This is a genomic window from Anabaenopsis sp. NIES-4685 (assembly GCF_059725405.1).
Genome location: NZ_AP043602.1, coordinates 1,474,107 through 1,500,832 on the forward strand (window position 1 = coordinate 1,474,107; position 26,726 = coordinate 1,500,832).

General features: G+C 42.1%; 21 protein-coding genes and 2 pseudogenes. 7 read left to right on the forward strand and 16 right to left on the reverse strand.

Annotated elements, in window-relative coordinates:
• Positions 1 to 89: 89 nt before the first annotated feature.
• The 7 genes and pseudogenes from AC6IZ0_RS06450 to AC6IZ0_RS06480 form a co-directional block, all read right to left on the reverse strand.
• A complete protein-coding gene (locus AC6IZ0_RS06450; RefSeq protein ID WP_497725483.1) occupies positions 90 to 341 on the reverse strand; it encodes a hypothetical protein in 252 nt (83 codons plus the stop codon).
• A gap of 314 nt (positions 342 to 655) precedes the next feature.
• Positions 656 to 1,717, reverse strand: coding sequence for a WD40 repeat domain-containing protein (locus AC6IZ0_RS06455; RefSeq protein WP_497725484.1), 1,062 nt, complete (start codon positions 1,715 to 1,717; stop codon positions 656 to 658).
• Positions 1,718 to 1,789: 72 nt separating this feature from the next.
• The gene (locus tag AC6IZ0_RS06460) at positions 1,790 to 2,761 is read right to left on the reverse strand and encodes a CobW family GTP-binding protein (protein WP_271731475.1); all 972 of its coding nucleotides are present in this window, start codon (positions 2,759 to 2,761) and stop codon (positions 1,790 to 1,792) included.
• Between the two features lie 245 nt (positions 2,762 to 3,006).
• Positions 3,007 to 3,207, reverse strand: a pseudogene (locus AC6IZ0_RS06465) (alpha/beta fold hydrolase); the annotation flags it as partial.
• Positions 3,208 to 3,250: 43 nt separating this feature from the next.
• Entirely contained in the window at positions 3,251 to 4,402 is a 1,152-nt protein-coding gene (locus AC6IZ0_RS06470; RefSeq protein WP_497725485.1) for an RNA-guided endonuclease InsQ/TnpB family protein, read from the reverse strand.
• A gap of 197 nt (positions 4,403 to 4,599) precedes the next feature.
• On the reverse strand, positions 4,600 to 5,028 hold the full coding sequence (locus AC6IZ0_RS06475; protein WP_280793701.1) for a SufE family protein: 429 nt from the start codon (positions 5,026 to 5,028) through the stop codon (positions 4,600 to 4,602).
• A gap of 73 nt (positions 5,029 to 5,101) precedes the next feature.
• Positions 5,102 to 6,001: an ABC transporter substrate-binding protein gene (locus AC6IZ0_RS06480; RefSeq protein WP_497725486.1), complete on the reverse strand. Its 900-nt coding sequence runs from the start codon at positions 5,999 to 6,001 to the stop codon at positions 5,102 to 5,104.
• A 215-nt stretch (positions 6,002 to 6,216) separates the two neighbouring features.
• On the opposite strand from AC6IZ0_RS06480, the gene AC6IZ0_RS06485 reads away from it, so the two are divergent.
• Positions 6,217 to 7,596, forward strand: a complete 1,380-nt coding sequence (locus AC6IZ0_RS06485; protein WP_497723110.1) for an IS4 family transposase — start codon at positions 6,217 to 6,219, stop codon at positions 7,594 to 7,596.
• Between the two features lie 95 nt (positions 7,597 to 7,691).
• Here AC6IZ0_RS06485 and AC6IZ0_RS06490 read toward each other — a convergent pair whose 3' ends face one another.
• The 4 genes from AC6IZ0_RS06490 to AC6IZ0_RS06505 are packed head-to-tail and all read right to left on the reverse strand — an operon-like array spanning position 7,692 to position 11,417.
• On the reverse strand, positions 7,692 to 7,982 hold the full coding sequence (locus tag AC6IZ0_RS06490; RefSeq protein ID WP_497725487.1) for a hypothetical protein: 291 nt from the start codon (positions 7,980 to 7,982) through the stop codon (positions 7,692 to 7,694).
• A 3-nt stretch (positions 7,983 to 7,985) separates the two neighbouring features.
• The gene (locus AC6IZ0_RS06495) at positions 7,986 to 10,175 is read right to left on the reverse strand and encodes a TonB-dependent hemoglobin/transferrin/lactoferrin family receptor (protein WP_497726011.1); all 2,190 of its coding nucleotides are present in this window, start codon (positions 10,173 to 10,175) and stop codon (positions 7,986 to 7,988) included.
• Positions 10,097 to 10,345: a hypothetical protein gene (locus AC6IZ0_RS06500; RefSeq protein ID WP_497725488.1), complete on the reverse strand. Its 249-nt coding sequence runs from the start codon at positions 10,343 to 10,345 to the stop codon at positions 10,097 to 10,099. The genes AC6IZ0_RS06495 and AC6IZ0_RS06500 overlap by 79 nt, the downstream gene beginning before the upstream one ends.
• A 34-nt stretch (positions 10,346 to 10,379) precedes the next feature.
• On the reverse strand, positions 10,380 to 11,417 hold the full coding sequence (locus tag AC6IZ0_RS06505) for a FecCD family ABC transporter permease (RefSeq protein ID WP_497725489.1): 1,038 nt from the start codon (positions 11,415 to 11,417) through the stop codon (positions 10,380 to 10,382).
• A 741-nt stretch (positions 11,418 to 12,158) separates the two neighbouring features.
• Between AC6IZ0_RS06505 and psaK the strand changes: the two genes are divergently transcribed.
• The 5 genes from psaK to AC6IZ0_RS06530 all read left to right on the forward strand — a co-directional run bounded on the left by psaK (position 12,159) and on the right by AC6IZ0_RS06530 (position 18,182).
• Positions 12,159 to 12,419 (forward strand): photosystem I reaction center subunit PsaK, encoded by a 261-nt coding sequence (psaK, locus tag AC6IZ0_RS06510; RefSeq protein ID WP_497725490.1) that lies wholly within the window; start codon positions 12,159 to 12,161, stop codon positions 12,417 to 12,419.
• Between the two features lie 102 nt (positions 12,420 to 12,521).
• Positions 12,522 to 14,687, forward strand: coding sequence for a DNA helicase RecQ (gene recQ / locus AC6IZ0_RS06515; protein WP_497725491.1), 2,166 nt, complete (start codon positions 12,522 to 12,524; stop codon positions 14,685 to 14,687).
• Between the two features lie 690 nt (positions 14,688 to 15,377).
• On the forward strand, positions 15,378 to 15,527 hold the full coding sequence (locus AC6IZ0_RS06520; RefSeq protein WP_271730920.1) for a hypothetical protein: 150 nt from the start codon (positions 15,378 to 15,380) through the stop codon (positions 15,525 to 15,527).
• A 217-nt stretch (positions 15,528 to 15,744) separates the two neighbouring features.
• The gene (locus AC6IZ0_RS06525) at positions 15,745 to 17,691 is read left to right on the forward strand and encodes an AMP-dependent synthetase/ligase (RefSeq protein WP_497725492.1); all 1,947 of its coding nucleotides are present in this window, start codon (positions 15,745 to 15,747) and stop codon (positions 17,689 to 17,691) included.
• 41 nt (positions 17,692 to 17,732) lie between these two features.
• Positions 17,733 to 18,182 (forward strand): YlqD family protein, encoded by a 450-nt coding sequence (locus tag AC6IZ0_RS06530; protein WP_271730917.1) that lies wholly within the window; start codon positions 17,733 to 17,735, stop codon positions 18,180 to 18,182.
• A gap of 57 nt (positions 18,183 to 18,239) precedes the next feature.
• Here the strand turns inward: AC6IZ0_RS06530 and AC6IZ0_RS06535 are convergent, their stop codons facing one another.
• A complete protein-coding gene (locus AC6IZ0_RS06535) occupies positions 18,240 to 18,770 on the reverse strand; it encodes a hypothetical protein (RefSeq protein ID WP_497725493.1) in 531 nt (176 codons plus the stop codon).
• A gap of 344 nt (positions 18,771 to 19,114) precedes the next feature.
• On the opposite strand from AC6IZ0_RS06535, the pseudogene AC6IZ0_RS06540 reads away from it, so the two are divergent.
• A pseudogene (locus tag AC6IZ0_RS06540) lies at positions 19,115 to 20,381 on the forward strand (dihydrolipoamide acetyltransferase family protein).
• Here AC6IZ0_RS06540 and AC6IZ0_RS06545 read toward each other — a convergent pair.
• The 4 genes from AC6IZ0_RS06545 to AC6IZ0_RS06560 all read right to left on the reverse strand — a co-directional run bounded on the left by AC6IZ0_RS06545 (position 20,346) and on the right by AC6IZ0_RS06560 (position 26,501).
• Positions 20,346 to 21,368 (reverse strand): RNA-guided endonuclease InsQ/TnpB family protein, encoded by a 1,023-nt coding sequence (locus AC6IZ0_RS06545; protein WP_497725494.1) that lies wholly within the window; start codon positions 21,366 to 21,368, stop codon positions 20,346 to 20,348. The pseudogene AC6IZ0_RS06540 and the gene AC6IZ0_RS06545 sit on opposite strands and share 36 nt — an antisense overlap.
• An 86-nt stretch (positions 21,369 to 21,454) precedes the next feature.
• Entirely contained in the window at positions 21,455 to 23,251 is a 1,797-nt protein-coding gene (gene ltrA, locus AC6IZ0_RS06550) for a group II intron reverse transcriptase/maturase (protein ID WP_497725496.1), read from the reverse strand.
• Between the two features lie 769 nt (positions 23,252 to 24,020).
• Positions 24,021 to 25,805 carry a group II intron reverse transcriptase/maturase gene (ltrA, locus tag AC6IZ0_RS06555; RefSeq protein WP_497725497.1) on the reverse strand — a complete coding sequence of 595 codons (1,785 nt, stop codon included), beginning with the start codon at positions 25,803 to 25,805 and terminating at the stop codon, positions 24,021 to 24,023.
• Between the two features lie 558 nt (positions 25,806 to 26,363).
• A complete protein-coding gene (locus AC6IZ0_RS06560) occupies positions 26,364 to 26,501 on the reverse strand; it encodes a hypothetical protein (protein ID WP_497725498.1) in 138 nt (45 codons plus the stop codon).
• Positions 26,502 to 26,726: the final 225 nt, after the last annotated feature.

Consider the following 26,726-nt stretch of genomic DNA (forward strand, 5'->3'; position numbering starts at 1 on the left):
ATTCCCCAGTGGATGTGTAAAAACTATAAAAAGCGGACTAATAGCCCACCCCATAACATTGATAACATGAATTAGTAATTTAAATGTGCTCAAAAATCCACAGATGGTAACTTTCCTTGGAGCATTTCCAATTTAGACTGAACACAAGTGGCGCAGTTACAACCGAGTTGATCCATAATGGGATTAGATGTTTTACTGACATGAAGGGTTGTGAATCTATCCCATGGCTGAGACTGTACGGAGTTCATCTGTGTAGTAAATGCAGGTGCTGGGTTGCCTAGCAGGAGTATAGATGCTAGAAATACCGGAGATGCTAGTAAAATCATTTTGGCTATATTCATGATTGATACCCAAATAATATTGCTCATCCAGAATAACCAATAAATTATCTAGCTTCAACCTGAATGATTATAAAGGGAACAGGGAACGGGAAACAGGGAACGGGAAACACATATTAAGGGAACAGGGAACGGGAAACAGGGAACGGGGAACACATATTAAGGGAACAGGGAACGGGAAACAGGGAACGGGAAACACATATTAAGGGAACAGGGAACGGGAAACAGGGAACGGGGAACACATATTAGAGGATGTTTTAAAAGTTCTGATTAATGTATCAGATATTGTTTGACCCCACCTTCCTCTTTAACTACCTTTAACTAGCGCCGAATCCCTGACCCCGTGAAACCTTAGACCAAATTAGTAACTCCCCTTGATCTCCACCTGCTGCTAAAAACTTACCATGGGGATGCCAAGCTAGAGTAGAAAACCCTCGAGCAACACCGGTGAGTACTTGGGTAACCTGTTTGGCTTTTTTCCACAAACACAACCAACCATCACTAGCAGCGGAAGCTAGGAGGAAACTTTGAGGCGCAAAGGCGATCGCTGTGATCATGTCCACATGATTGGTTAAAATCCGTGCTTCCCAGCCCAAATTTTCATCCTCTAGCTTTTCCCAAACTACGATACCCTCTACACTGGAAGATGCCAAAATTGGCGCACCCAGTTTAGTAGTGGCTTGTGACCATGCCAGATTTCTAATTTTACCAGGAAATCCCCGCATAATCCAGGGGTCGGGATTACCCCACTCTAAAACAGTGATACTGCGATCCATATTCCCAGAGGCTAGGAATTTACCATCGGGTGACCAAGCCATGGCTATACTGACAGTGGATATATCTAAAATATATGGTTCCTGCTCCCAGTTTTGGCTATCCCAAATCTTTACACCTTTATACCCAGAAATTGCTAGGTATTCCCCATCACTACGCCAATCAATGCCCAATACTGAGGAGTTATCAAAATTCAGGGTAACAACTACCTCCCTAGTGTCCGCATCCCAGACTTGGACACAACGCCCTAAACTAAAGGCTAGTTGGTTACCGGAGGGACTCCACCCCAGTTTATCTACCCAGGCGGGGGCATTTTCTAAGGTAGTAATTAATTCCGTACCTTGCCAAATTTTGATCTGTCCATTTTGTCCCCCCACAGCTAAAAACTGACCATCTGGAGAAAAAGCTACACAGTCTATTGATGTACTTCCCCCGGTTTGTAAGGTGGTAAGCTGGTTCTCACTCACTAGGACAACTTCACCAGCTGCGGAGGTAGCAACTAGGACTTTACCATGGGGAGACCAGGCGATCGCAGTCACATAGTCGGAAAGAGTCGCGGAATAGTGTTCTTCAAATTCCTTAGATTTACTAGCTGTAGGGTTCATAACTCAAAGGGGAATGGGGAAATGGGGAATAAGAAATCATCCTACTCCCTTGTAGCTTAGTCTGTACCTAGTTTAAACAAAACAAGCCAGAAAATCCTGCTTAAGTTTGGCTCCATCAAGATTACGACCAATGAAAACCAACTCATTTTTGCGAGTTTCATCTGGTTTCCAAGGGCGATCGGGTCTACCATCTAAGATCATATGCACACCTTGGAACACATAGCGATTATCTTCCCCTGCAATATTTAAAATCCCTTTCATGCGGAAAATATCCTGTCCTTGGGTACGCAATAACTCAGACAACCAAGCGTTTAGTTTTTCTCCATCTAACTCTCCTGCTTCCACCAATGCTACAGAATAAACTTGGTCATCATGTTGGTGAGCATCTTCACCCAAGAAATCCGGGTCAATTTCCAACGCCCTCTCTAAATCAAAAGCCTTCACACCCAATAAAGCGTTCATCTCTAGTTGGGCGTTTTGGGTACGGTAGATTTTTGCCATTGCATTCATCCCCCGAATGCGCTGTTCTAATTCATCTAACTGTTCTGGGGTGACTAAATCAGTTTTATTTAGGAGAATCACATCAGCAAAAGCAATCTGTTCTTGGGCTTCGTCAGCATCCCAATGTTGCCAAATATGCTTCCCATCCACAACAGTTACCACTGCATCTAAAGACAGTAAGCTTTGCATATCTTCATCGACAAAAAATGTTTGAATTACCGGCGCTGGGTCAGCTAAACCGGTGGTTTCAATCACTAAATGGTCGAACTTATCGCGCCGCTTCATTAAGTTACCGATAATCCGAATTAAGTCCCCACGCACTGTACAGCAAATACAGCCATTATTCATCTCAAAAATTTCTTCATCTGCATCAATAATCAGTTGATTATCAATACCTACTTCCCCAAATTCATTGACAATTACAGCTACTTTTTTTCCGTGTTCGTAGGTGAGGATATGGTTGAGAAGAGTGGTTTTTCCCGAACCCAGATAACCTGTGAGTACAGTTACAGGTACGGTATTCGTAATTTCTTCAGTTAACATTGTCTAAATGCCTTTTTGTCATAGGTTAGATAATCATTACCACCTATGATAATTCTTTTAATATTTTTGTGGTGAATTTACTGTAATTGTCTGTTTAAAGTTTATATGATGATACTTTAACTATGGTTTTTTTACTAACCCATCAGTCCTAGGACATATATAGATGTTAATCCTGATGCACTCTACAATACTGTTGGTGTGGATCAGGAAAGATGAGAAAATCAGTTATCTTACAGTCAGCAATTTTATGGGGGTAGTAAGAAGTCTTGTGTGGCGGTGAAAACAATATCTGGGTGTTCTTCATGTAATCCCAGAGAACCGGGAATAACTACGCTTGTTACTTCTGGTAGTGCTGCTACGGCGTTCATTTCTTGTCGGGACTTGGGGGGACTAGATTCACCAATTACCACCATCAGGGGTATGGACAAGTTGCGTACAAGTGTGAGTTGACATACTCACCGACCTTGAAGGTCGGTGATTCTTGACAGTTCACAGTAACTCGCTGTCCGAAACAGTCTTACAGTCACTCCCTGTCCATTTTAGGTCGTGCCGATGCCCCATGCCGACCATTTCTATGTTCTTAGCAGCATTCTCATCTCTGTCTGCAAGAGTGTTGCAATTCAAGCACAACACTGAGCGAACAGACAAATCAATCTTACCCCAACGATACCCACAACAAGAGCAAATCTGGCTAGTAGGTTCCCATCTGTCAATTACTCTGAAATCCCGTTTAAGTTTCTCAGACTTAGCCTCACAAAAAGTTCTGAATTGCCGCCACCCTTGTAAGCTAATCGCCCTAGATAGTCTACGGTTTTTGAGCATTCCTGAGACATTTAAATCTTCCAAAACAATTACTTGGTTATCGTTAACTATTTTGGTTGATAGCTTATGTAAAAAATCTTTTCTGGTATCAGAAATATGGTTGTGTAATTTAGCTATCCTTATGCGAGTATTTTTTCTTCTTTTTGAATCTTTTTGTTGACGCGCTAATTTTCGCTGGAACTTACGAATCTTGCGGTCATGTTTTGAGTAGTTAGGGCTTAAAACTTTTTCTCCATCGCTCATTGCAGCAAAAGTCTTGAGTCCTAAATCAATACCTATGCTTTGGTTTTTAGCAACAGTAATATTGGGTTCTACTTCTACAACGAAGCTAAGAAAATAGCGGTTAGCGCCATCCTTAATCACTGTAACTGAGCTAGGTTCAGATGGTAGTTCTCTTGACCAAATTGGTTTGATATTCCCAATTTTAGCTATGTAAACTACTCCATCTTTTATAGAAAACCCAGCTTTAGTAAACTCTGCTGATTGTGAGTTGGTTTTCTTTTTAAACCTAGGGACACCAACCTTTTTACCTTTTCTCTTACCTTTAAGGGAATTGAAAAAGTTTTTGTAAGCAACATCTAAACACCTAAGAGACTGTTGTAATGGCACTGAAGAAACATCAGATAGCCATTTTCTTGCTTCAGTCTTTTTAGCTTGGGTTAGCATTGCCGAGAGTTTGTTGTACCCAAGCAGCTTTTCAGATTGTTTGCACAAACCTAGAGCATCATTCCAGACAACTCTAACACAACCATACAACCGAGCTAAACTCTGTTGCTGTTGGTCTGTCGGGTAAAATCTGTACTGATATCTAGCTTTCATGCTTTGTGCTAAAATTGGTCTGTTAAAATAAGTTTTTTTTGTAGTCAGGATACGACAGGATAAATCCTGTTGAGTCGCGTTTCATCCCCTCGCTAAAGCGTAGGGGATGAAACGCTCCCACTATATTTTGATAGGTTGACACTAGGTTAGTTGACATTGGCTGACCTGCTTTTAGTGTAACAAAGGGAAGCTAGGAACTATAACTTACATTCAAGAGCCTTTTTTTGCATTGTCTTAAATATATTATAAAATCCATTAGCTCGAGAAGGTGTGAGACTCACATTTAAGCCGGTTTCTTGAATAAAGTCTGGGGTGAGTTGCACAATTTCTGTGGGAGTGAGTCCATTTAAACCCTCCACTAACAACCCTACTAATCCCTTGGTTAACTGGGAATCTGAATCACCTTGGTATACAACTTTACCATCATCTAAGGCAGCGGTAATATAAACCTGAGATACACAGCCAGGAACCTTATTTTCTGGTACTTTACCAGTTTCTGGAAAGTCTGTTAACTTCTGAGCATACCAGATTAATTGCTCGTAACGCCGCTTCGGGTCACTCGCACGTTGAAAGCGTTGGACGATTTTAGCAAGAGCAGGTGGCAAAGAATCGATAATTGAGGACATAATACAGGCTGGAATAATCAGTCTTACCTTGAGTGTAGATGATTTTGTCGGCGATCGCCCCAACGCTAAGAGGTCAATCTGCTAAAACTTGCGCCAGTTGCTGAGTGGCTTTTTCGATAGCATCTATACTACCCGCATTCACCAATCCATAATAGTCAAACACATAAACTTGGTTATTTTTAGCAGCTGACAATTTTTGCCAAAAGCTTTCCTGTTTAAAAGCATCTAAAAGAGCGGTTTCTGACCCTCCTTGGGGAGGACTAATTAAAATGAGCACTTCGGGATTAGCTGCTAAAATTTTCTCAGCAGACAGAGTAATATAACCACCTATAGGGCTTGTCCCTTGTAGGTCTGCGGCTAAATTGTTAACCCCAAACTGGCGTAATAAATCTCCCGCCCAACTATTTTTATTTGGTGTTAAAATTGGCTGACGACTGACCAGCACTAGAGTAGAATTACTGTTGTTTTTCCCTTTGGGTAAAAACCCCTCGTAACGATTTAATAACGGAGTCGGGTCAGCACCCACAAAACCAGCTAGAGTTTTAGTTAGTTCCTGGAGAGATTCCCAGCTATTAACCCTAGTAGAGAAAGTCTTAATTCCCAGTTTTTCCAGCTGTTGGAGCGTCTGGTCAGAAAAACCTTGAGCACCGATGACTAAATCTGGTTTGAGGGCTAGGATTTTCTCTAAGTCCGCAGGAGTTTGACCCTGAGCGACTCTTTGTAAACCCTGAAACCGGGAGTCTTTATTGAGTAAACTACCACCTGTAATCCCCACTAATTTTGTAGAGTCCAGTTGATAAATAATATCAGCAGTTAAAGACGTGAGGGCGACGATCCTTTGTGCTGATTTTTGGGGTGTTTGGTTTACATTTACAGGTGTTGTTGGTGGTTGTGGGGGGATGGGCTGATTACAAGCTGTTAGTAATATACTCAACAGGATAGCCCAAGTTATTACAAATTTTTTTTGATCCATGATTTTGATTAGTTTACCGAAAAGTCCTTTAATTCTAAGAGGATGCCTGAAAAGTTATGATTAGTGTATCAACTATTGTTTGACCCCACCCTAACCCTCCCCTTGTAAGGCTATGCATTACCCACATTTTTCTTAACAATTAAACAAAAGACTTAACATCACAGTGAAAGCCTTGATGGCTATAGTTTTGAAAGAGGAGAGTGGGTAATGGCATCATGGAAAAGTGGGCAGCGAAAGAATTGGCACAGGTAAACTTAGGGGATGCACGTCGAAACAAGCGGTTAATCAGGATAGTAGAAGATTTAGCAGCACAACCAGATAGTAGTGTACCACTTGCTTGTGGAAATATAGCAGCAACAAAGGCGGCATATAATTTTTGGAAATCACCACATTTTCAAGCAAGTGATATTCGTGCTGTCCACACATCCAGCACCATAGAAAGAATCAAAAAACATGAGATAGTATTGGCAATACAAGATACAACAAACATAGATTTGACATCGCACCCAGCCACAAAAGGAGTAGGTTATCTTGACCACAGAAAATCATCAGGATTAAAAGTACATTCAACACTTGCAGCCACAAGTAATGGAGTACCGTTAGGAATTATTGAGCAGCAAGTATGGGCAAGAGAACAAGAGAATTTAGGTATTGCTAAAAAACGTCGTCAACGAGAGACAAAAGAAAAAGAAAGTCAACGTTGGTTGGATGGGTTGCAGACTACACAAAATTTGATTCCCTCAGAAATTGAAGTAATAACAATATGTGACTCAGAAGCGGATATATTTGACCTTTTTAGCCAGCAACGTCGAGAAAAATCACACTTACTAATTCGTGGGACTCATAATCGTAAAGTAGACCATTGTGGCAAATATCTACATCTTGCCATTCGTCAAATCGAAGCATCTGGAACAGTGACTGTAGAAGTCAAACGGTCTCCAGAACATAGTTCCAGACAGGCGAGACTGACAATTAGGTTCACGAGTTTTGATATTCAAGTACCATTACACCATATTGGACGTTTACAGCTAAAACCTGTCAGGTTACAAGTAATTTTGGCAGAAGAGGAAAATCCACCTCCAGGAACAAATCCCATTAGTTGGTTATTAATTACTAGCTTAGAAATTAACAGTCTAGAAGATGCTGCATGTTGTGTTCAATGGTACACTTACCGTTGGTTGATAGAACGTTATCATTACACATTAAAAAGTGGCTGTGGCATCGAGAAATTACAACTGGAAACTGCTGACCGAATTCACATGGCACTAGCCACTTATACTATTGTCGCTTGGCGATTGTTATGGCTTACTTATCAAGCACGAGTTCATCCTGATTTACCTTGTGATGTTGTTTTGGAAAACAGTGAATGGCAGTCCTTATGTGCCACTATCAACAAAAATCCTATTCCTCCAGACCAGCCACCTTCTTTGCATGATGCTGTGCGAATGATTGCCACTCTTGGTGGTTTTTTGGGTCGCAAAGGTGATGGTGAACCGGGTGTGAAAACCATTTGGCGTGGGCTACGACGCTTACACGATATTGCTGCTACTTGGCAATTACTTCACTCCGATTCCCCATCTCATCTTGATATTTAGCGATCGCCTATGGCGGAGGGGTAGCCCCTCGCCCCTGTATTCAAAAACTCAATCACCTGTTGGGTTTTCTCAATGTCCATACTTATTCTTTTTTGTCAATCCTCCCCACTATGCACATCTCTACAACCTTTATTGTGTTTGCCTTCCAGCAATGTTAAGAAAGATGTGGGTAATGGATAGCCTTGTAAGGGGAGGGGACTGGATTTGATTGTTTCGGTTCCCCATTCCCCATTCCCCATTCCCCATTCCCGATTCCCCATTCCCCATTCCCGATTCCTCATTCCCTGTTCCCCATTCCCCATTCCCGATTCCCCATTCCCTGTTCCCTGTTCCGGTGTTCCCTGTTCCCTCAGATAAAAATTACCTGTTGAAAACTTATCAAACAACCTCTAAAAACGTACACTCACAGTCGCAGCAAAGTTAATTCCGGGTCGGGTATATAAATCTAGTAGACGGTCATCGCTATTTACACCCCGCACGTCAGACCATTCTATATATCTTTGGTTCAATAAGTTGAAAATTCCCAGATTGAGAATGGTATTAGGGTTGAACTGGTAGAAACCGCGCACATCTACAGTAGTGTAACCTTCGGGTTTAAAAAAGTCTTCATTACTTACCCTATCTTGAGCCGCGACTAAGGTGGTAGTTAGTTCTGCGCCCCAAATCTCTTCGGGTGAACGATAACGCAATCCTATAATCCCCTTCAATGGATCTATGGAATCTAGGGGTTGGTCTGTTTCTAAGTTATCCCCCACAGCATAAGCTAAGGTTCCGAACACACTTAAACCACCCGGAGACCTTGTAAAGCGATATTCTCCCCTAGCTTCTAAACCGGAAATTTTCGCCCCTTTAATATTTTGGGATTGGAATTGACGCAGAGGTCTACCACTAATCACAAGAGGATCACTAAGTTCGACATTAGCATCAATAAAGTTATTGTAGTGATTATAGAAACCAGTCAGACCAAAGCTACTTTGAGGATAATTAGCCCTAATACCGAGTTCATAACTATCAACTGTTTCCGGTTTTAAATCAGCATTTGGTAAAATAGTATAACCAAAAGCAAAGTTAGTAAAGGCAATGTTTGCATTATCATAAGGTGGACTTCTAAAACCACGGGCATATTGCCCATATAATGATATTTCTGGGGTGATTTTGGCAATTAGACCTAATTTTGGTGAGATTGCGGAAGCTGAAAAGCCCTTGACTTCGTAATTTTGCGTATTAATATTACTAAAAGCAACATCCTCAGTCTGAGGCCTGAGTTGATAATAGTCGTAACGCACCCCTGGAATTAAGGTGATCCGACCATCAGCAAATTCGATTTCATTTTGAATGTAAATCCCACCTCTCAAGGTGTCAGTATCAGGAAAAGTCTTATTAGGGAAAAGTTCGCTGCTAACAGTTTTCGTACTCGTTCCCAGTGTTTCATTAAATAATGTTGAATCTCTAGGGCGACTAGTGGAAGTGTTGAACAAATCAAAACCGTAAACTAGGCGATGACTAACATCCCCGGTCAAAAATTTGCTGGTAAATTGAACATCACCACCAATTATATCTTGGTTAAAACCAGTTTCTAAGATGCGGCGCAAATTCTGATTAGCACTGTTAACAGTACGGGTTTCTACATCTTCTGTGGTTTCAGCAGTTTGGTAATACATCTGCGATCGCACTGACTGCAAAAATGAGCCTAAGTCAGGATTAGTATACTCATGACTTAAACTGATGCGTCCCCGACTGGTGAAATCCTCAGCTACTTGACTGACAGTGGTAGTACGAGTAAAACTGCTAAATCCCTCAGCAGTCTTGACTTGGGTATTCAGCCTACTTTCAAACCATTCTCCTGTCAACCGGAAAATATTATGATCGTTAGCTTGCAGAACTACCTTACTGAACAGGTTCTGACTATCAACATTTTGGGGATTAGGAGCTAATCCGTCGTAGTTTTGAGCTTCGCTACCATCCCTACGGGTATATTGCAATAAACCGGATAGGTTTTCTTCCTTACCTGCTAAGGTCACCGACGGCGCAAAACTAGAGTCGGTGCTGTCATAACTGGTTTTACCACCCACATAAAGTGGACGACCAAAAACACTCAGATAATCTTCTGGGTCTTTCGTAATGAAAGAGACTACACCCCCTAAAGCATCGCTACCATATAGGGTAGAAGCAGGACCGCGAATAATTTCCACCCTTTGAATTGAGTCAAAATCGACTAAATCACGGCCAGTATTAGCATAAATATCGGGGACTCTCACCCCATCAACCTGAATTAAAACTCGGTTCCCCTCAATTCCCCGAATATTAATACTGGAATTACCACTCCCCGCAGGACCAGTACGCACCGGGCGATTACGTACAGATATTCCCGGCTCGTAGCGGACTAAATCTTTGATATCCTCGATAAAATCCCTTTGGATTTTTTGCTCATCAATAACGCTAATTGTTCCCGGTGAATCTACAACTGCTCTGGGTGTGCGGGTTCCGGTGACGGTAATTTCTATCTCGGAATCACCGCTTTGAGTTTCCTCAACGCAATCTTTAAATTCTGGGTCTTTGGGATCAAAATCAGGGGACAGGTTTCTTCTTCCTCTGGTTGAGCATCCGAGGGAGTCGAAATAGGTTCTTGAGTCAGTAAATAAGTTTTTGTTTCACCAGAAATGCTAGTATTATCAGATTCTGCTAATACTGTGGGCATGACAAACAGATTCAGCACGATTATGCTGAACAGCAAGGGATGTTGTTTCACTGTTATGACACCTCTGACAACTTAAAAGTTTTAATTACACATTGCGGCGATAAAGGAGATAGATAAATAAGGGAGAACCCAGTAAAGCTGTGACTGCTCCCACGGGAATTTCTACAGCACCTAACCGAGACAGTAAGTCTGCAAAGCTGAGAACTAAAGCCCCACCTATTGCGCTTAGTGGTAAAACAGCACGGTAATCTGTACCTACGATCAGGCGGATTCCGTGGGGAACAATTAAACCCACGAAACCAATTAAACCCCCTATACTTACCGCTCCCGCTGCTAACAGTGTGGCGGTAGCACCAATTAAAATCCGCGATCGCCATACAGAAACACCTAGTCCTGTGGCTAACTCGTCACCCAGGTTCAACAAGTTAACCGCGCGCGCTAGTAAGCATCCCCCTAAGAGGGCGACGCTAATATAGGACCCGGAAATAGTTACCTCACTCCAACCGCGCCCATTCAAACTACCAATTAACCAATTTAAGGCCGCTTGTATTTGACCATCTTCGGCTATGAGTAACAACACAGACTGAATTGCACCAAACAAGGAACTGACAGCAACTCCCCCTAAAATCAATCTTTCTACGGAAATTCCATCACGACGGTAAGCTAGGAAATAAACAAGAATAGTTGTTAATAAGCCCCCCATCCAAGCCCCTAAAGGTATCCAGGTCTGCAATACACCTAAACTGAGCATAGCTACCGCCGCTAAACCAGCACCCGCAGAAATTCCCAGTAAAAACGGACTCGCCAGCCCATTTTTCAGCATTCCCTGCAGTAATGACCCGGACATTCCCAGAGCAGCACCCACCAGCAGGGCGGCTAGGGTGCGCGGTAGGCGCAGATCCCAGAGAATTGTTTGATAGAGTTCATCACCCCGGCGTATTAATGCTAGCCACAGTTGATTGGGGGTCATGGCTACTGCGCCCAATGACAGGGAAATTGCGGTAACTAGCACCAGTCCTACTAGTAGCAATACAGTTACTACTAATAGGCGATCGCCCCTCCCTAATTCCCCTGTGACATTTTGGTGCGATCGCCTTGGCAACCACAACTTGAATATTCCCATTTTAATGAATATATTTTGCAATAGCTCCCTAAACATATTCCATCACTAATACAAACTATTGTCAATAACCCTAGAGAGAATATTAAGATTTACACATATTTAGGAGGATGTTGGTCAAGTGATGATTAGTGTATCGAAGATTATTTGACCCCTCCCTCTCCTTACAAGGGTAGGTTTTTAATATGATCTGTGAAGGCAAGACCACCGAAGACAAGGAAGGAAAGTGGACAAGGAAGATTTTATCCGGACAATGGTCTTTTAAGGGGCTATTTTTCTTACTAAGAATACAGACTTTGTACTGTTTTTCTCCCTTGTCACCTAGTCCACCTTGTCCACCTTGTCCACCTTGTCTTGTCCTTGTCAGGGGAGGGGACTGGATTTTATTGTTTTTTGTGTGTTCCCTGTTCCCTGTTCCCTGTTCCCTGTGTTCCCTGTTCCCTGTGTTCCCTGTTCCCTGTGTTCCCTGTGTTCCCTGTTCCCTGTGTTCCCTGTGTTCCCTGTTCCCTGTTCCCTGTTCCCTGTGTTCCCTGTTCCCTGTTCCCTGTGTTCCCTGTGTTCCCTGTTCCCTGTTCCCTGTTCCCTAAAATAAAAATTACCTGTTGAAAACTTATCAAACAACCTCTAAGATTAAGGATTAAGAATAACTGTTAAGTATTGATGCAAAAGCCGTTTTTTTGTTGAAATTCCCAGGGAAATATTTCAATTATATTTCTAGCCATTAGAATTTTAGGAGCTAATCCGGTGTTACCTTCCACTATCATCGCTGCTGTAACTACACCCCTAGAATGGAGTCCCACCGTTGCAGGTATTATGATTGTAGCCAACATTATCGCCGTTGCCTTGGGTAAACTTACCATCAAGTACCCCAGCGTTGGGCCATCTTTCCCCGCACCAAATTTATTCGGCGGTTTTGGTTTACCCGCAGTACTAGCAACTACAGCCTTTGGTCATCTTTTGGGAGTAGGTATAATTTTAGGACTGCATAACATCGGCAGAATTTAGCTAAAACCCACAGAGGTGAAGCTAAGGCTTCACTTCTCTAACTTTTTGCTTACCGGGGATTTAAGTTAAAATTTTCAAGTGTTAGCACGTAAATCCATCGTTATGCTTCAGTACCCCCTCCTCGAACAAGCGTTAAAATACCACTTTGGTTACGATAATTTTCGCCCCGGACAACGACAAATTATTGAAGATGCGCTGCAAAATCAGGATTTATTAGTGGTAATGCCGACAGGTGGGGGTAAATCATTGTGCTTTCAGTTACCAGCCTTGATGAAAAAAGGCTTAACGGTAGTGGTGTCGCCGTTAATCGCTCTCATGCAAGACCAAGTAGAAGCACTGAGAAATAATAATATTTCTGCTACATTCCTTAATAGTAGCCTCAATCCCTACAAAGTGCGATCGCGTGAGGAAGCCATCCGTAACGGCAAAGTTAAACTACTCTACGTAGCCCCAGAACGTTTATTAAGCTCAAGATTTCTGCCATTTTTAGACTTAGTACATCACCAAATTGGTATTTCTACCTTCGCCATTGACGAAGCTCATTGTGTATCCGAATGGGGACACGACTTTCGCCCAGAATATCGCCAGTTAAAATCCCTACGTCACCGCTATCCAGATGTTCCCACCATCGCCCTCACCGCTACAGCCACAGACCGCGTACGTAGTGATATAATTCAACAATTAGGGTTAAAGCAACCTAGTATTCACTTAGCTAGCTTTAACCGACAAAATCTTTATTACGAAGTTAGGCCTAAATCTAAAACTGTATACGCCGAAATCTTAGAAATGATTCGGGAAACTGACGGTTCAGTGATTATTTATTGTCTGACCCGGAAAAAAGTTGATGAACTCACATTTAAACTGCAACATGATCAAATTACCGCTTTACCCTATCATGCTGGTTTAAATGATGAGGAACGCAGTAAGAATCAAACTCGATTTATTCGCGATGATGTGCGTGTCATCGTTGCTACTATCGCCTTTGGGATGGGAATTAATAAACCTGATGTGCGGTTAGTCATTCACTCTGATTTACCACGTAATTTAGAAAGTTATTATCAAGAATCTGGGCGAGCGGGTAGAGATGGTGAACCCTCACGTTGTACCATGTTCTTTAGTTTTGGTGATCTTAAAACCATTGAATGGAGTATTGAGCAAAAAACTGACCCTCAAGAACAATTAATTGCCAAACAACAGCTACGTCAGGTAATTGACTATGCCGAAGGTACAGACTGTCGCCGTACAATTCAACTAGGTTATTTTGGCGAACGTTTTCCCGGTAATTGTGGTAACTGTGATAACTGTCGTTATCCCAAACCTGTACAAGACTGGACAATTGCAGCCATGAAGTTTTTATCTTGTGTGGCCCGTTGTCAAGAAAGATTTGGAATGCTACACATTATTGATGTGTTGCGGGGAAGTAAAAGTAAAAAAATTACCCAAAATCAACACGACAAACTCTCTACCTACGGGATTGGGAAGGATAAAACTGTAGATGAATGGCGCATTTTAGGGCGTTCTCTGTTACATCAAGGGTTGTTACAACAAACCAACGATGGTTACTCGGTTTTAAAGCTGAATGCTTTGAGTTGGGAGGTGATGAAGCGACAGCGCCAAGTTTTGATTGCTGTTCCTGTGGCGCAAAAAATCTCCCCCGTCTCAGAGGGTGACAAAACAGCCCAAACAGAACTATTATTACTACGGTTGCGATCGCTGCGCAAGCAACTAGCTGATGAACAGTCTGTAGCGCCCTACGTTGTCTTTCAAGATTCTACCCTCCGGTTAATGGCCCAGGTACAACCCCAATCCTTAACAGAATTTGGTAAACTTTCTGGGGTAGGTAGTCACAAACTCGCCCAGTATGGTGAAAAATTCCTCGCAGAAATCACCGCCTACCGTCGAGAAAAAGGTATATCGGCCACAAAACATGATTCTCCCGGTACTCTAGCTCTTAAGAACTTACCTAATGATACCGAGTTAACCACATTAAGACTACACCAACAAGGTTTGAGTGTAGCGGAAATTGCTCGCCAACGCAATCTTAGCCCCTCGACAATTTTTACCCACCTTTCTCAGTTAATGGCTAAAAATCAGCCTGTAGATTTAAATCAGTTAGTACCCCTAGAACATCAACAAAAAATTTGGCAAGTTTTAGAGATTTTGGGTGATGTTTCTCTCACTCCGGTTAAAGAACAATTAGGAGAAAACTATACTTTTGATGAAATTCGCTTAGTCAGGGAAAAATGGCGGCGGAAAAATCCTCAGTAATGGTTGGGGTTTTGTTCCTTTGAGTGCTGTAATAATTAACTTCAATACCCGATTTCTCAAACAAATCGGGTATCTGTTTCCTATTTATTTGATCTCAAACTGCATCAATAGCACGAGAAATTTTACCGCTAGACTTTGGCGATATCATTCCACGCTTTGATACTTTCTGGTTTTGTCCTTTATTAGTGATTACACAGACAAAGGCGGGGAGGGTAATACAGATGATAGTATTTAGCAGTGTCAGCAATAGACCATCCATGAAATTCATATATTATCCGCGCATCAAAAATTTGTTTTTACTATCTATTATTTTGATCTAAAAGCCAGCGCATCGGGTGAACATAATCAAATACATGATCTTCGGTGTCACGCAGATTCCCGACTTCTGGACAAATCATATGAGATTATCTTTAATTATCTAAGAAGTCGGGTATCTTACCCCCATCCACAGATCCTCGATAGCACTTACGCGATCGCTATCTACCAACATCTTCATGTGAAAAAATGAGCAAGATTTATGCAGAGATTGGTCGGGGAGATCAGTATTGGGAACACTTGGCGCAGAATTGAGGTCTAAACTTGCAGAATTCTTTACCCGTTAACACGTAACTGGTACAGTAGGGGAAACTAGTGATTTCAATTCTGGCTTGAGATGATGTTGACCCTTTGGCTAGTGTTTGAGTATCTTTTTTGCCTAGAATTTTCGATGCTAATTTAGGTAATACTAAACAAGCAGCAGCATTGAGGAGAGTTAGCAATAAAACATCCATGAAATTTATGGGTACTCACCCCCATCAAAAAAAAATAGGTTTTTGGGCTTTTGGCAGTCAAGATAACTAAAGCAATAGATTATCCAGTCTATCCATCGTCTTTAGCTTATATATGTTTACTGTAACATAGATTTTTATCAATACAACCGTTGAAATGCTGAAATACCTCAGACAGTAGGCTATGCATTACAGCCAATCACTGAAGAGTAAAGCTATTTAGTAATATAGGCTCAGGTCAGAACAATCAATAAATCAACCGTTTACTAAAACAATAGAGGATATGAATTGTGAATAACAGTACAGATACACCAGCTTATTTATCAAAGATTACGAAGCGAGAAAGCCAAGAATTACAGCGTTTAGTCGATTACAGCAACGTGGTTTCACTACCAGAAATTTGGTCATTAGCAGCCAAACAATTTAGTGATATTGTGGCTCTGCACAATCCCCACAATACACCAGAAGTGGTAATTACCTATAGCCAGTTAGGGGAGCAAATTCAAAAATTTGCAGCTGGGTTACAAAAGTTAGGAGTCACAGCAGGCGATCGCATTTCCTTAATAGCCGATAATAGTCCGCGGTGGTTTATTGCCGATCAAGGGATCATGACCGCTGGCGCAGTGAATGCGGTTCGTAGTTCCCAAGCCGAACGCTCAGAACTACTATTTATTATTGCCAACAGTGGTAGCACCGCCCTAGTAGTACAGGACTTAAACACACTCAATAAACTTGGCGACGGACTCAATGACCTACCCATTCAACTGATAATATTAATCTCCGATGAAACACCACCAGAAGCAACACCCAAAGTGTTGAAATTCTCCCAGGTCTTAGAAATTGGTGCTAACCATCCCCTGACACCAGTTCAGGTCACAGGAGATACCCTAGCAACTTTGATTTATACCTCCGGGACTACCGGTAAACCCAAAGGTGTCATGCTCTCTCATAGCAACTTGTTACACCAAGTTAAAACCCTGGGTACAATAGTACAACCACAGCCGGGAGACATCGCCTTGAGTATCCTCCCCTCTTGGCACAGTTACGAGCGCAGTGGGGAGTATTTCTTACTATCTCAAGGTTGTACACAAATTTATACTAACTTGCGTTTTGTCAAACAGGACTTAAAGGACTTTAAACCTCATTACATGATTGCAGTCCCCCGTCTGTGGGAATCGATTTATGAGGGAGTGCAAAAACAGTTCCGGGAACAACCAGCCAAAAAGCAACGCCTGATTAAGTTTTTACTAGCAGCCAGTGAAACCTATATCGAAAAACAACGCATTGCCCAAGGACTAAGTTTAAATCATCTTCATGCCTCAAGCTTAGAGAAAATCACCTCTAAGATACTAGCATTGGCTTTGTTGCCCCTTCATACCCTCGGAGAACGCCTAGTTTATGCCAAAGTCCGCCAAGCCACAGGGGGACGCATCAAGCAAGTAATTAGCGGCGGTGGGGCGCTACCCAAGCATATAGATAACTTTTTTGAAATTATTGGGGTGGAGATTTTGCAGGGTTACGGTTTAACAGAAACCTCTCCTGTGACTAACGCCCGCCGTCCTTGGCATAATGTCCGCGGTTCATCTGGACAGCCCATCGCTGGTACAGAAGTCAAAATTGTTGACCCGGAAAGCAAAGACTTGTTACCCCCTGGAAAAAAAGGTTTGGTACTATTGAAAGGTCCCCAAGTTATGCAGGGGTATTACCAAAACCCCGAAGCCACAGCCAAAGTTATTGATGGTCAAGGATGGTTTAATAGCGGTGACTTGGGTTGGGTGACAGGAGATAATGATTTAGTCCTCACCGGGAGGGCTAAAGATACGATTGTTTTGACCAATGGGGAAAATATCGAACCACAACCAATTGAAGATGCTTGCTTGCGATCGCCCTACATTGATCAAATTATGCTGGTGGGACAAGATCAGCGCAGCATCGGCGCTTTAATTGTCCCCAATACCGAAGCCCTTGAAAAATGGGCACAAACTCAAAATCTGGAACAGATGAGGACATCTATTGATCTGGAGAGTAAAATAATCCAGGACTTGTTTCGACAAGAATTGAATCGGGAAGTACAAAACCGTCCTGGTTATCGTCCTGATGACCGCATTGGCCCCTTCAGGTTGATTCTCGAACCTTTTTCTCTGGAAAATGGCTTGATGACACAAACCCTGAAAATCCGCAGACACATAGTCACGGAAAGGTATCAGGAGATTATTGACCGGATGTATACCCGATGAGTATTCTGTCTGCTAACTTATAGAGTGAACGTGAAAGTTTTATGGATGTCTCCAACCCCAATTTGTTACTCAAGCGCGTTGTCAATGTCAAAGCCATTGTTACCCCCCTATGGAAGGAGGAAGTACAACAGCAACTACAGCAACAGATTAATCAAAGTGACCAGCAACTGCAACAGATTGATCTAGAAGGACAACGAGCCATTGTGTCCATTCAAAAGCAGGCTATACAGCCCCCTAGTCCCCAAACCCTTCAACAAATCGATAATATTCACAGCCAAGTCAATCAAAAGAAAACTGAACTCCTGGAGCAGAAAAATCAACTGCTACAAAACCTCCAGCAATTACAATTTCTGGAGTTGGAGCAAGAAGTGAATCAATTTCAAATGGAAGGCTTTTTCCGTGTTGAACAGGGTGATAACTTGATTCGTAAAATGCAGGTAGAAATCCTGCTGCGCGATGGCGTTATCCAAGAGATTCGCGGCGACATTTAACAGTCGTGCTACTAATTCCCCACTTATCTTATGTTAGGTGGGGTTGACAGTCCCGGGTCAAAATTCACAACTTTGAGCTAACTTTTGTTTATTGCTACTTTCATGGGTGCATTCTATTTTTGACCCAGCCCAGACAACTTGCCAAATCGGGGGAGAGCTGTTTAACAGCGATCGCCCAAAGGTGGTCATTTCCACTCGATAATTAATCGTCTCAATGGTATAATTATTTGAATCTATGTGCGTGATTTCCACTAAGGCTTGTCTGGGTTGGGGATAAAAGACTGCTACTTCCTGCTTACCTCTAGCTAATGATTTACCCTCTAAAACATTTAAGGCTAAACTCACAGGATCACTACCTTGAAGAATGGCATTCACATTTTCTAGTGGTATGCTTTGATATTGATAACGCCCTGGATATAATGGGACATCCTCAGTATGTTGCACATTGGCAACTTCCTGTTGTATAACGGGTCTATTGTCTCCCAATGTTGGCGATTGTGGTTCCTCGGTCATATCCATCCCGGCGCAAGCAGTAGCCAAGATATTTACTAACAAAACTAAAACAACATTCCACTTGTTAAACAACATAAAAGTAAACAAGAAATTGAACTTAACCACTTACATTTCAGAGGTCAGAGTAAGTGAGAATGTAAAACTATTACATTTATCATCAAAGTATTCACTTATAGAAGACTTGGGCTGATGATTGAAACATTGGCAAAAATTTATAGTTGTTACATACCATAGACTCTAATCTGATCATCAGGTTCCTGGATGAATTGGTAAATAAGTACCACAATGAGGAAACTAGCCCACCTATCTCTTACCGGGGAAAAGAAAAAATTTCCACGGGAAAACTCAGCCAGCCGAGATACAATTTAATCTGGCAAAAGCTGCTAAAGTCCATAAACCATCGATTCTGATACCACCATATGAGCATTCACGAAGTATTCATGCCAGCCCTGAGTTCCACCATGACTGAAGGTAAAATCGTTTCCTGGGTGAAATCGCCGGGGGATAAGGTGGAAAAAGGGGAAACCGTGGTGGTGGTCGAGTCAGATAAGGCAGATATGGATGTGGAAACATTCTATGAAGGATACCTAGCCCACATCATCGTACCAGCTGGTGAAAGCGCACCAGTAGGATCTGCGATCGCCTACATAGCAGAAACAGAAGCCGAAATCGCCACCGCCAAAACCTTGGCTAACTCAGGCTCAGTTACCGCTACCCCCACACCAGAACCAGTTGCGACTACAGCCCCTGTTGGTATATCTTCTGCCCTAGCTACTCAAAATGGCTCTAACCACCGCGAAGGAAGAGTGGTAGTTTCACCCCGCGCCCGTAAATTGGCTAAAGAACTTAAGGTTGATTTGAATACCCTCAAAGGTAGCGGTCCCTACGGTCGCATCGTCGCCGAGGATGTACAATCATCTGTCAATCAAGCTAAACCACCAGCGCCCACACCCACACCAGCGCCCACCTTCACCCCGTCACCGTCCCCGTCCCCGCCCGTCCCCCATGGTTCCTGGTCAAACAGTACCTTTAACTACCTTCCAAAATGCTGTAGTTAGGAACATGGTAGCCAGTGTGACTGTACCAGTTTTCCGTGTGGGTTACACCATTACCACCGATGGCTTAGATCAACTTTACAAACAAATTAAATCCAAGGGCGTTACCATGACAGCCCTACTGGCTAAAGCGGTAGCGGTAACATTACAAAAACATCCCTTATTAAATGCCAGCTATTCAGACCAAGGAATTGTTTATCATTCTGGTATTAACATTTCTGTAGCCGTGGCTATGGATGATGGAGGATTAATCACACCAGTTTTGCAAAATGCAGACATGGTAGATATTTATTCCCTTTCCCGCTCCTGGAAATCTTTAGTAGAACGTGCGAGAGCTAAACAACTACAACCCGAAGAATACAACAGTGGGACATTTACCCTCTCTAACTTAGGGATGTTTGGGGTAGACACTTTTGATGCTATCTTACCACCCGGACAAGGTTCTATCTTAGCCATTGGTGCATCCCGTCCCCAAATGGTAGCTCTGGGGGATGGTTCCTTTGCTGTGCGTCAACAGATGCAAGTTAATATTACCTGTGACCACCGGATTATTTACGGTGCTCATGCGGCGGCTTTCTTGCAAGATTTAGCTAAATTAATTTCCACTAATCCCCAGTCTCTGACTATTTGACCTCTCCCCGCCATAAATGGACGGGGATTCTAAACTGTTGCTACGGGAAGGGCTGAAACCCGCTTCCCTCCGCTTTTTAGTTTTGGTTTCCCAGATGCGATATCTGGTAGCGAGGGTCAAAACTCGCCTACAGACCTTGACCAGATTTAAATCTAGTTGTGTCTCTACTTTGCGAAGAATATTCGCAGCACCATTCAAATCAGCGTTGATTAATTTACCTGCACCAGTGCAGTAGATTCCACGTTTTACTCGTTTTCCACTTGGTATCCACCCTTCAGGTTTTGCGCCGAAAATAGGTAGAAAGTCACCATCTAAAAAACTAGCTTTACTGGTGTAGGACTCTTCAGTTTCAACAAATTTGATGCTGTAGTATTCGCACAGTTGTTTAACTCGTTCCTTCAATTTAGCTGTTGGTATTTGTACAAAAGATTGAGTTGTTTTACCCAACTTTGCTTCTTGTCTCTGTCCTTGATTCCACCCAAAAACAACTGTACCAATTTTGTATTTAATGCAGTAGTCAACAACTAATCTAGCTGCTTTATTTACAGCATCTCTCACTTGTCGGTTACGCTTTTCTGTGATGTGGGCTAGTTGTTCATCCCAGTATCCTTGTGGTTTACCTTCTTTTAAGAACGCAACACGCTTGTTGTACAATTGGTTAAGAGATTTAATTTTGCGTCCATCAACAATAAAACTAGTTCCAACATTAGAAACACAGCTTAACCAGTTGTTAATGCCAGGGTCAATTGCTAGAGCATACTGAGGATTAAAATTAATTTTTGGTGATGAATTTTGCTCATAGACAAATTCGGCATAAAAGCATCGGTTTCTTGGTAGTATTCTTAATTCGTTAATATCTGTAAACTTTAGGTTTGAAGGCATTGGCAGCAAGAAACTATCAAGTTTAAACCAACATTTAACAGTATTACCCAGCGGTATTTTTATATGATCACCAACAAGTTTTAATGCTTGCTTTGGGTAGGTCACAAGTGAATACCCTGCACCCTTACGATATTTCGGTAGCTTGGGCTTAAAATGCAATTCACCTTTGCTGTACTATTAAACTAAGCCGGTCAGTCACCCAACCGACTCGTCTTCAAAACCGTACGTGAAACTTTCGCTTCATACGGCTCCTCAATGATATGGTTCTTGTCATGAATACCTACAAGACTTCCATCACTGGCTGTCTTTCTGTCGTGGCAATGTCTGTGCAATAATTGTAGATTTTTGTATTCATCCTTACCACCTTTGGAGAGGGGTAGGATGTGGTCTACTTCCATTACATCACCGTCCCTAAAGTAATACCCACATTCTGGACATTTACCCTTTTGCCTCTTAAGTAGGGTCGCTACCCTTTTATTGGCTTCGGGATGGTTTGTCATTCTTGAACTCCAATATACCCAATCACCGTCAAATGGCGAGGCATTACCTTTAACCTTAATATGACGTACAATGGGGGTCTCTGGGTGTTTATGTAGTTTGATGAATTTGTCATCCACCTTTGCTGCAAATTCCCAGTTATTGCCTCCAATTGTATGCCAGTATTTATTGGCTATCCATTTATCAGATTTATTGGGGTGTCGGCGCTTTGCCCATCTGTACAATCGTCGGTAAACCTGCTTAGAGATATTACTGAAAATTTCTTTACTTACTACGGATGAGTAGTAGTTACACCATCCCTTGATTATGGGGTTAAGTTTACTTATCAACCCCAATTGTGGTGTTGCTAAGTTTCTTTTAATGGTGTCCGACATCTTTTCGTAATGATTCTTAACAGATTTCTTGGATGGGGTGATGATGGTTTTAAATCCTAGTATTTCCTTCTTTGTGTTTAATCCTGAGTTGTATTTCCCAACTGAGTATTGCCTCACATTGAAGCCAAGAAAATCAAATCCTGGTTTCTCTGATTGATGTTCATACAGAGTATGAGCCAATCTGGTCTTACTAGGTTTTAATTCCAATCCCATTTCATTTAGCCATTTGACTAAGATTTCCCTGCATTGTTCAATTACTGCCAAATTTTCATGCAAGATGACGAAATCATCTGCATATCTAACGATTGATATTGCCTTAGCCTTTCTCTCCCTACGTCCACCTGGTATATTTGAGACATATTCTTTGAGAATTTCCTCCATACCGTGTAAGGCTACATTTGCCAGTAGAGGGGATATGACTCCACCTTGTGGTGTGCCTTCCTCTGTGGGGAATAGGACTTTGCTATCAACCACACCTGCTTTTAACCATGCCTTTATTTGACGGCGTAGTTTAGGGTAGGTGTTCAGTTTATTTAACAATGCTTGATGGTTAATCTTGTCAAAACATTTGGCAATATCGGCATCCAAGACAAACTTAGGTTTGACATTAATAGATTTGAATATTGCACCAATGGCATCATGACATGAGCGCCCTGGTCTGAATCCATATGAGTTAGGCTCAAACTTTGCTTCCCATTCTGGCTCTAATGCCAGTTTGACAAGCGCTTGTAATGCCCTATCATACATTGTAGGTATTCCTAGTGGTCTTTTCTCATCCCTACCTGGTTTGTCAATCCAAACTCTTCTGGTTGGTTTGGGTTTAGACCCTAGTTTTAACTCATCAACTAATTCCAGTCTTTCGCTGGGTGATAAAGCTTTCACGCCATCAACCCCGGCGGTTTTCTTTCCTTGGTTATCTTGAGTTACCCTACGTGTTGCCAAAACTTTGGCAGACCAGGACTTCATCAGCACCTTTTGGAGTCCACGAACAACCTTGACATCACCACGGACTGAGGCTTGATAAATTCGTTTTTGGATTTTGTAAACGCGACATTCTAACTGTTTCCAGTTAATCGTGTTCCATTCTACCGTAGTCTTTACACTCGTTTTAGACATAAATTCCTACTTGAGACTTTATCATCCATATCACCGTGAATCTGTCAGCATATCTTAGGCATTACCCTAAGCGTTCGCTTCTGACTCAATCTTCCCCGCTTGTAGCATCCGGTTAGCACCTACTTTTAGATTCGACCTTCTAAAAGAGCTAACAAGGGGTTACTTCGTTCCGTGTGTCCATTCTGTGTACCTTTAGAGTGATGCTATATGCCGGGTTTATCGGAAGTGCATAACGGTCTAACAAAAAGCAGCCGTTTCCTTATCCTTTACCTTTTGGTTCCAGCCTGTCAGCCTGATTTGGCTGGTTGAACTTGACGACACTTCATGCGCATCTTAGGAAATCTTACTCATGGGTACTTCTGCTCGACGTATACCAGGTTAGGCTCCCAGTAAGTACGCCTTTTCTTCGGTGCTTTACGGATTGATGGCTAGTCGCTACCGTAAGGAAGATGCTGTCACCCTTGCACCTAGGGGGTGGGATTCTCACCCACATGGACACACAGTTATAAGAATCTGGTTTTACCCAGTCTTACCTTCCGTCCCTGAGCATAAATGCTTATTTAGGAAGAACGAATCACACTCTTATCTAATTCCTTAAAAGACTTGAATGATTCTGCTACAGACCTCAAAATTTGTTGTGCTGCTTGAGAGTGCAAAACTTGATAATGTTTATTCGTCTTATATTCTTTCTCTAAATCGTACTTACCAATCAACTTCCTAGTTTTGAAATATAATTAAACTAAGCCGGTCAGTCACCCAACCGACTCGTCTACAAAACCGTACGTGAAACTTTCGCTTCATACGGCTCCTCAATGATATGGTTCTTGTCATGAATACCTACAAGACTGCCATCATTGGCTGTCTTCTTGTCGTGGCAATGTCTGTGTAATAGTTGTAGATTTTTGTATTCATCTTTTCCACCTTTGGATGTGGGTAGGATGTGGTCTACTTCCATTACATCACCGTCCCTAAAGTAATGCCCACATTCTGGACATTTACCCTTTTGCCTTTTAAGTAGGGTCGCTACTCTTTTATTGGCTTCGGGATGGTTTGTCATTCTTGAACTCCAATATACCCAATCACCGTTAAATGGTGAGGCGTTGCCTTTAACTTTGATATGACGTACAATGGGACTCTCTGGGTGTCTGTACAGTTTGATGAACTTTTCATCTATATTTACTGCAAACTCCCAGTTGTTGTCTCCGATGGTATGCCAATACTTATTAGTTATCCATTTGCTGGATTTATTGGGATGTCGGCGCTTTGCCCATCTATAAAGCCGTTGATAAACCTGATTAGAGATATTATTGAAGATTTCTTTACTTACTGCTGATGAGTAGTAATTGCACCATCCCTTAATTATCGGGTTAAGTTTACTTATCAACCCCAATTGTGGCGTTGGTAAGTTTCTTTTAATGGTGTTGGAAATCTTTTCATAATGATTCTTAACCGATTTCTTAGATGGGGTGATGATGGTTTTAAAACCTAGTATTTCCTTATGCGGATTTAATCCTGAGTTGTATTTACCGACTGGATATTGCCTCACATTGAATCCAAGAAAATCAAATCCCGGTTTCTCTGTTTGGTGTTCATACAAGGTATGAGCCAATCTGGTCTTACTAGGTTTTAATTCCAATCCCATTTCGTTTAGCCATTTGACTAAGATTTCCCTGCATTGTTCAATAACTGCTAAATTTTCATGCAGGATAACAAAATCATCTGCATATCTTATGATTGATATTGCTTTAGCCTTCTCCTTTTTAGAACTTTTACCTTTACCTGGTAATTTTGAAGCATATTCTTTAAGAATTTCTTCCATACCGTGTAAGGCTACATTTGCCAGTAGAGGGGATATTACACCACCTTGTGGTGTGCCTTCTTCTGTGGAAAATAAGACTTTGCTATCAACCACACCTGCTTTCAACCATGCCTTGATTTGTCGGCGTAGTTTAGGATAGGTGTTGAGTTTCTTTAACAATGCTTGATGGTTAATCTTGTCAAAACATTTGGCAATATCGGCATCTAGTACAAACTTAGGTTTGAGATTTATCGATTTGAATATTGCTTGTATGGCATCATGGCATGAGCGCCCTGGTCTAAATCCATATGAGTTGGGTTCAAACTTAGCTTCCCATTCTGGCTCTAATGCCAGTTTGACAAGCGCCTGTAATGCCCTATCATACATCGTGGGTATTCCTAGTGGTCTTTTCTCATCCTTTCCGGGTTTGTCTATCCAGACTCTCCGGGTTGGTTTGGGTTTTGACCCTAGCTTTAACTCATCTACCAATTCCAATCTTTCCTTGGGTGATAAAGCTTTCACTCCATCAACTCCGGCGGTTTTCTTTCCTTGGTTATCTTGAGTTACCCTACGTGTCGCCAAAGCTTTGGCTAACCAGGACTTCATCAGCACCTTTTGGAGTCCACGAACAACCTTGACATCACCACGGGCTGAGGCTTGATAAATTCGTTTTTGGATTTTGTAAACGCGACGTTCTAACTGTTTCCAGTTAATCGTGTTCCATTCTACCGTAGTCTTTACACTCGTTTTAGACATAATTCCTACTAGAGACTTTATCATCCATATCACCGTGAATCTGTCAGCATATCTTAGGCATTACCCTAAGCGTTCGCTTCTGACTCAATCTTTCCCACTTGCAGCATCCGGTTAGCACCTACTTCTAGACTCGACCTTCTAAAAGAGCTAACAAGGGGTTACTTCGTTCCGTGTGTTCATACTGTGTACCTTTAGAGTGATGCTTTACGCCGGGTTTATTGGAAGTGCGTAACGGTCTAGTCAATAATAGCCGTCTCCTTATCCTTTACCTTTTGGTTCCAGCCTATCAGCCTGATTTGGCTGGTTTACGCTTACGACGTTATCAAGCACATCTTTGTTAACTACTCATGGGTACTTTGCTCGGCGTGTACCAAGTTAGGCTCCCAGTAAGAACGCCTTTTCCTCGGTGCTTTACGGATTGATGGCTAGTCGCTACCGTAAGGAAGATGCTGTCACCCTTGCACCTAGGGGGTGGGATTCTCACCCACATGAACACAGAGTTACAAGAGTCTGGTTTTTACCCAGTCTTGCCTTCCGTCCCTGAGCATTTCTACTCATTTAGGAAGAACGAATCACACACTGACGAGCGTAGTAGATACCACAATTTGTCAGTTTATGGGACTCTGAGCAAATAAACTCAAGGACTGCTCTAAGTTCATTATCTGGGTTAACTAAGTTTTGCTGACATCCATACATTGTTTTCACCTCCTTGATATTTACTAACATTAAATACTAACAATGTATGTCAATTATGAAGAGAAAAACATTAACAATACGTCTATCTGAGCGGAGAAGAAATAAACTTTATTTATATGCTGCTCAAAAGGATAAAACTATCACTGCTTTAATTGAAGATTGGATTGATAGCCTAAAACTCGAAGGGGACACAGCAGGTCTGAAGCCTACCAAGTCGCGTTTCAT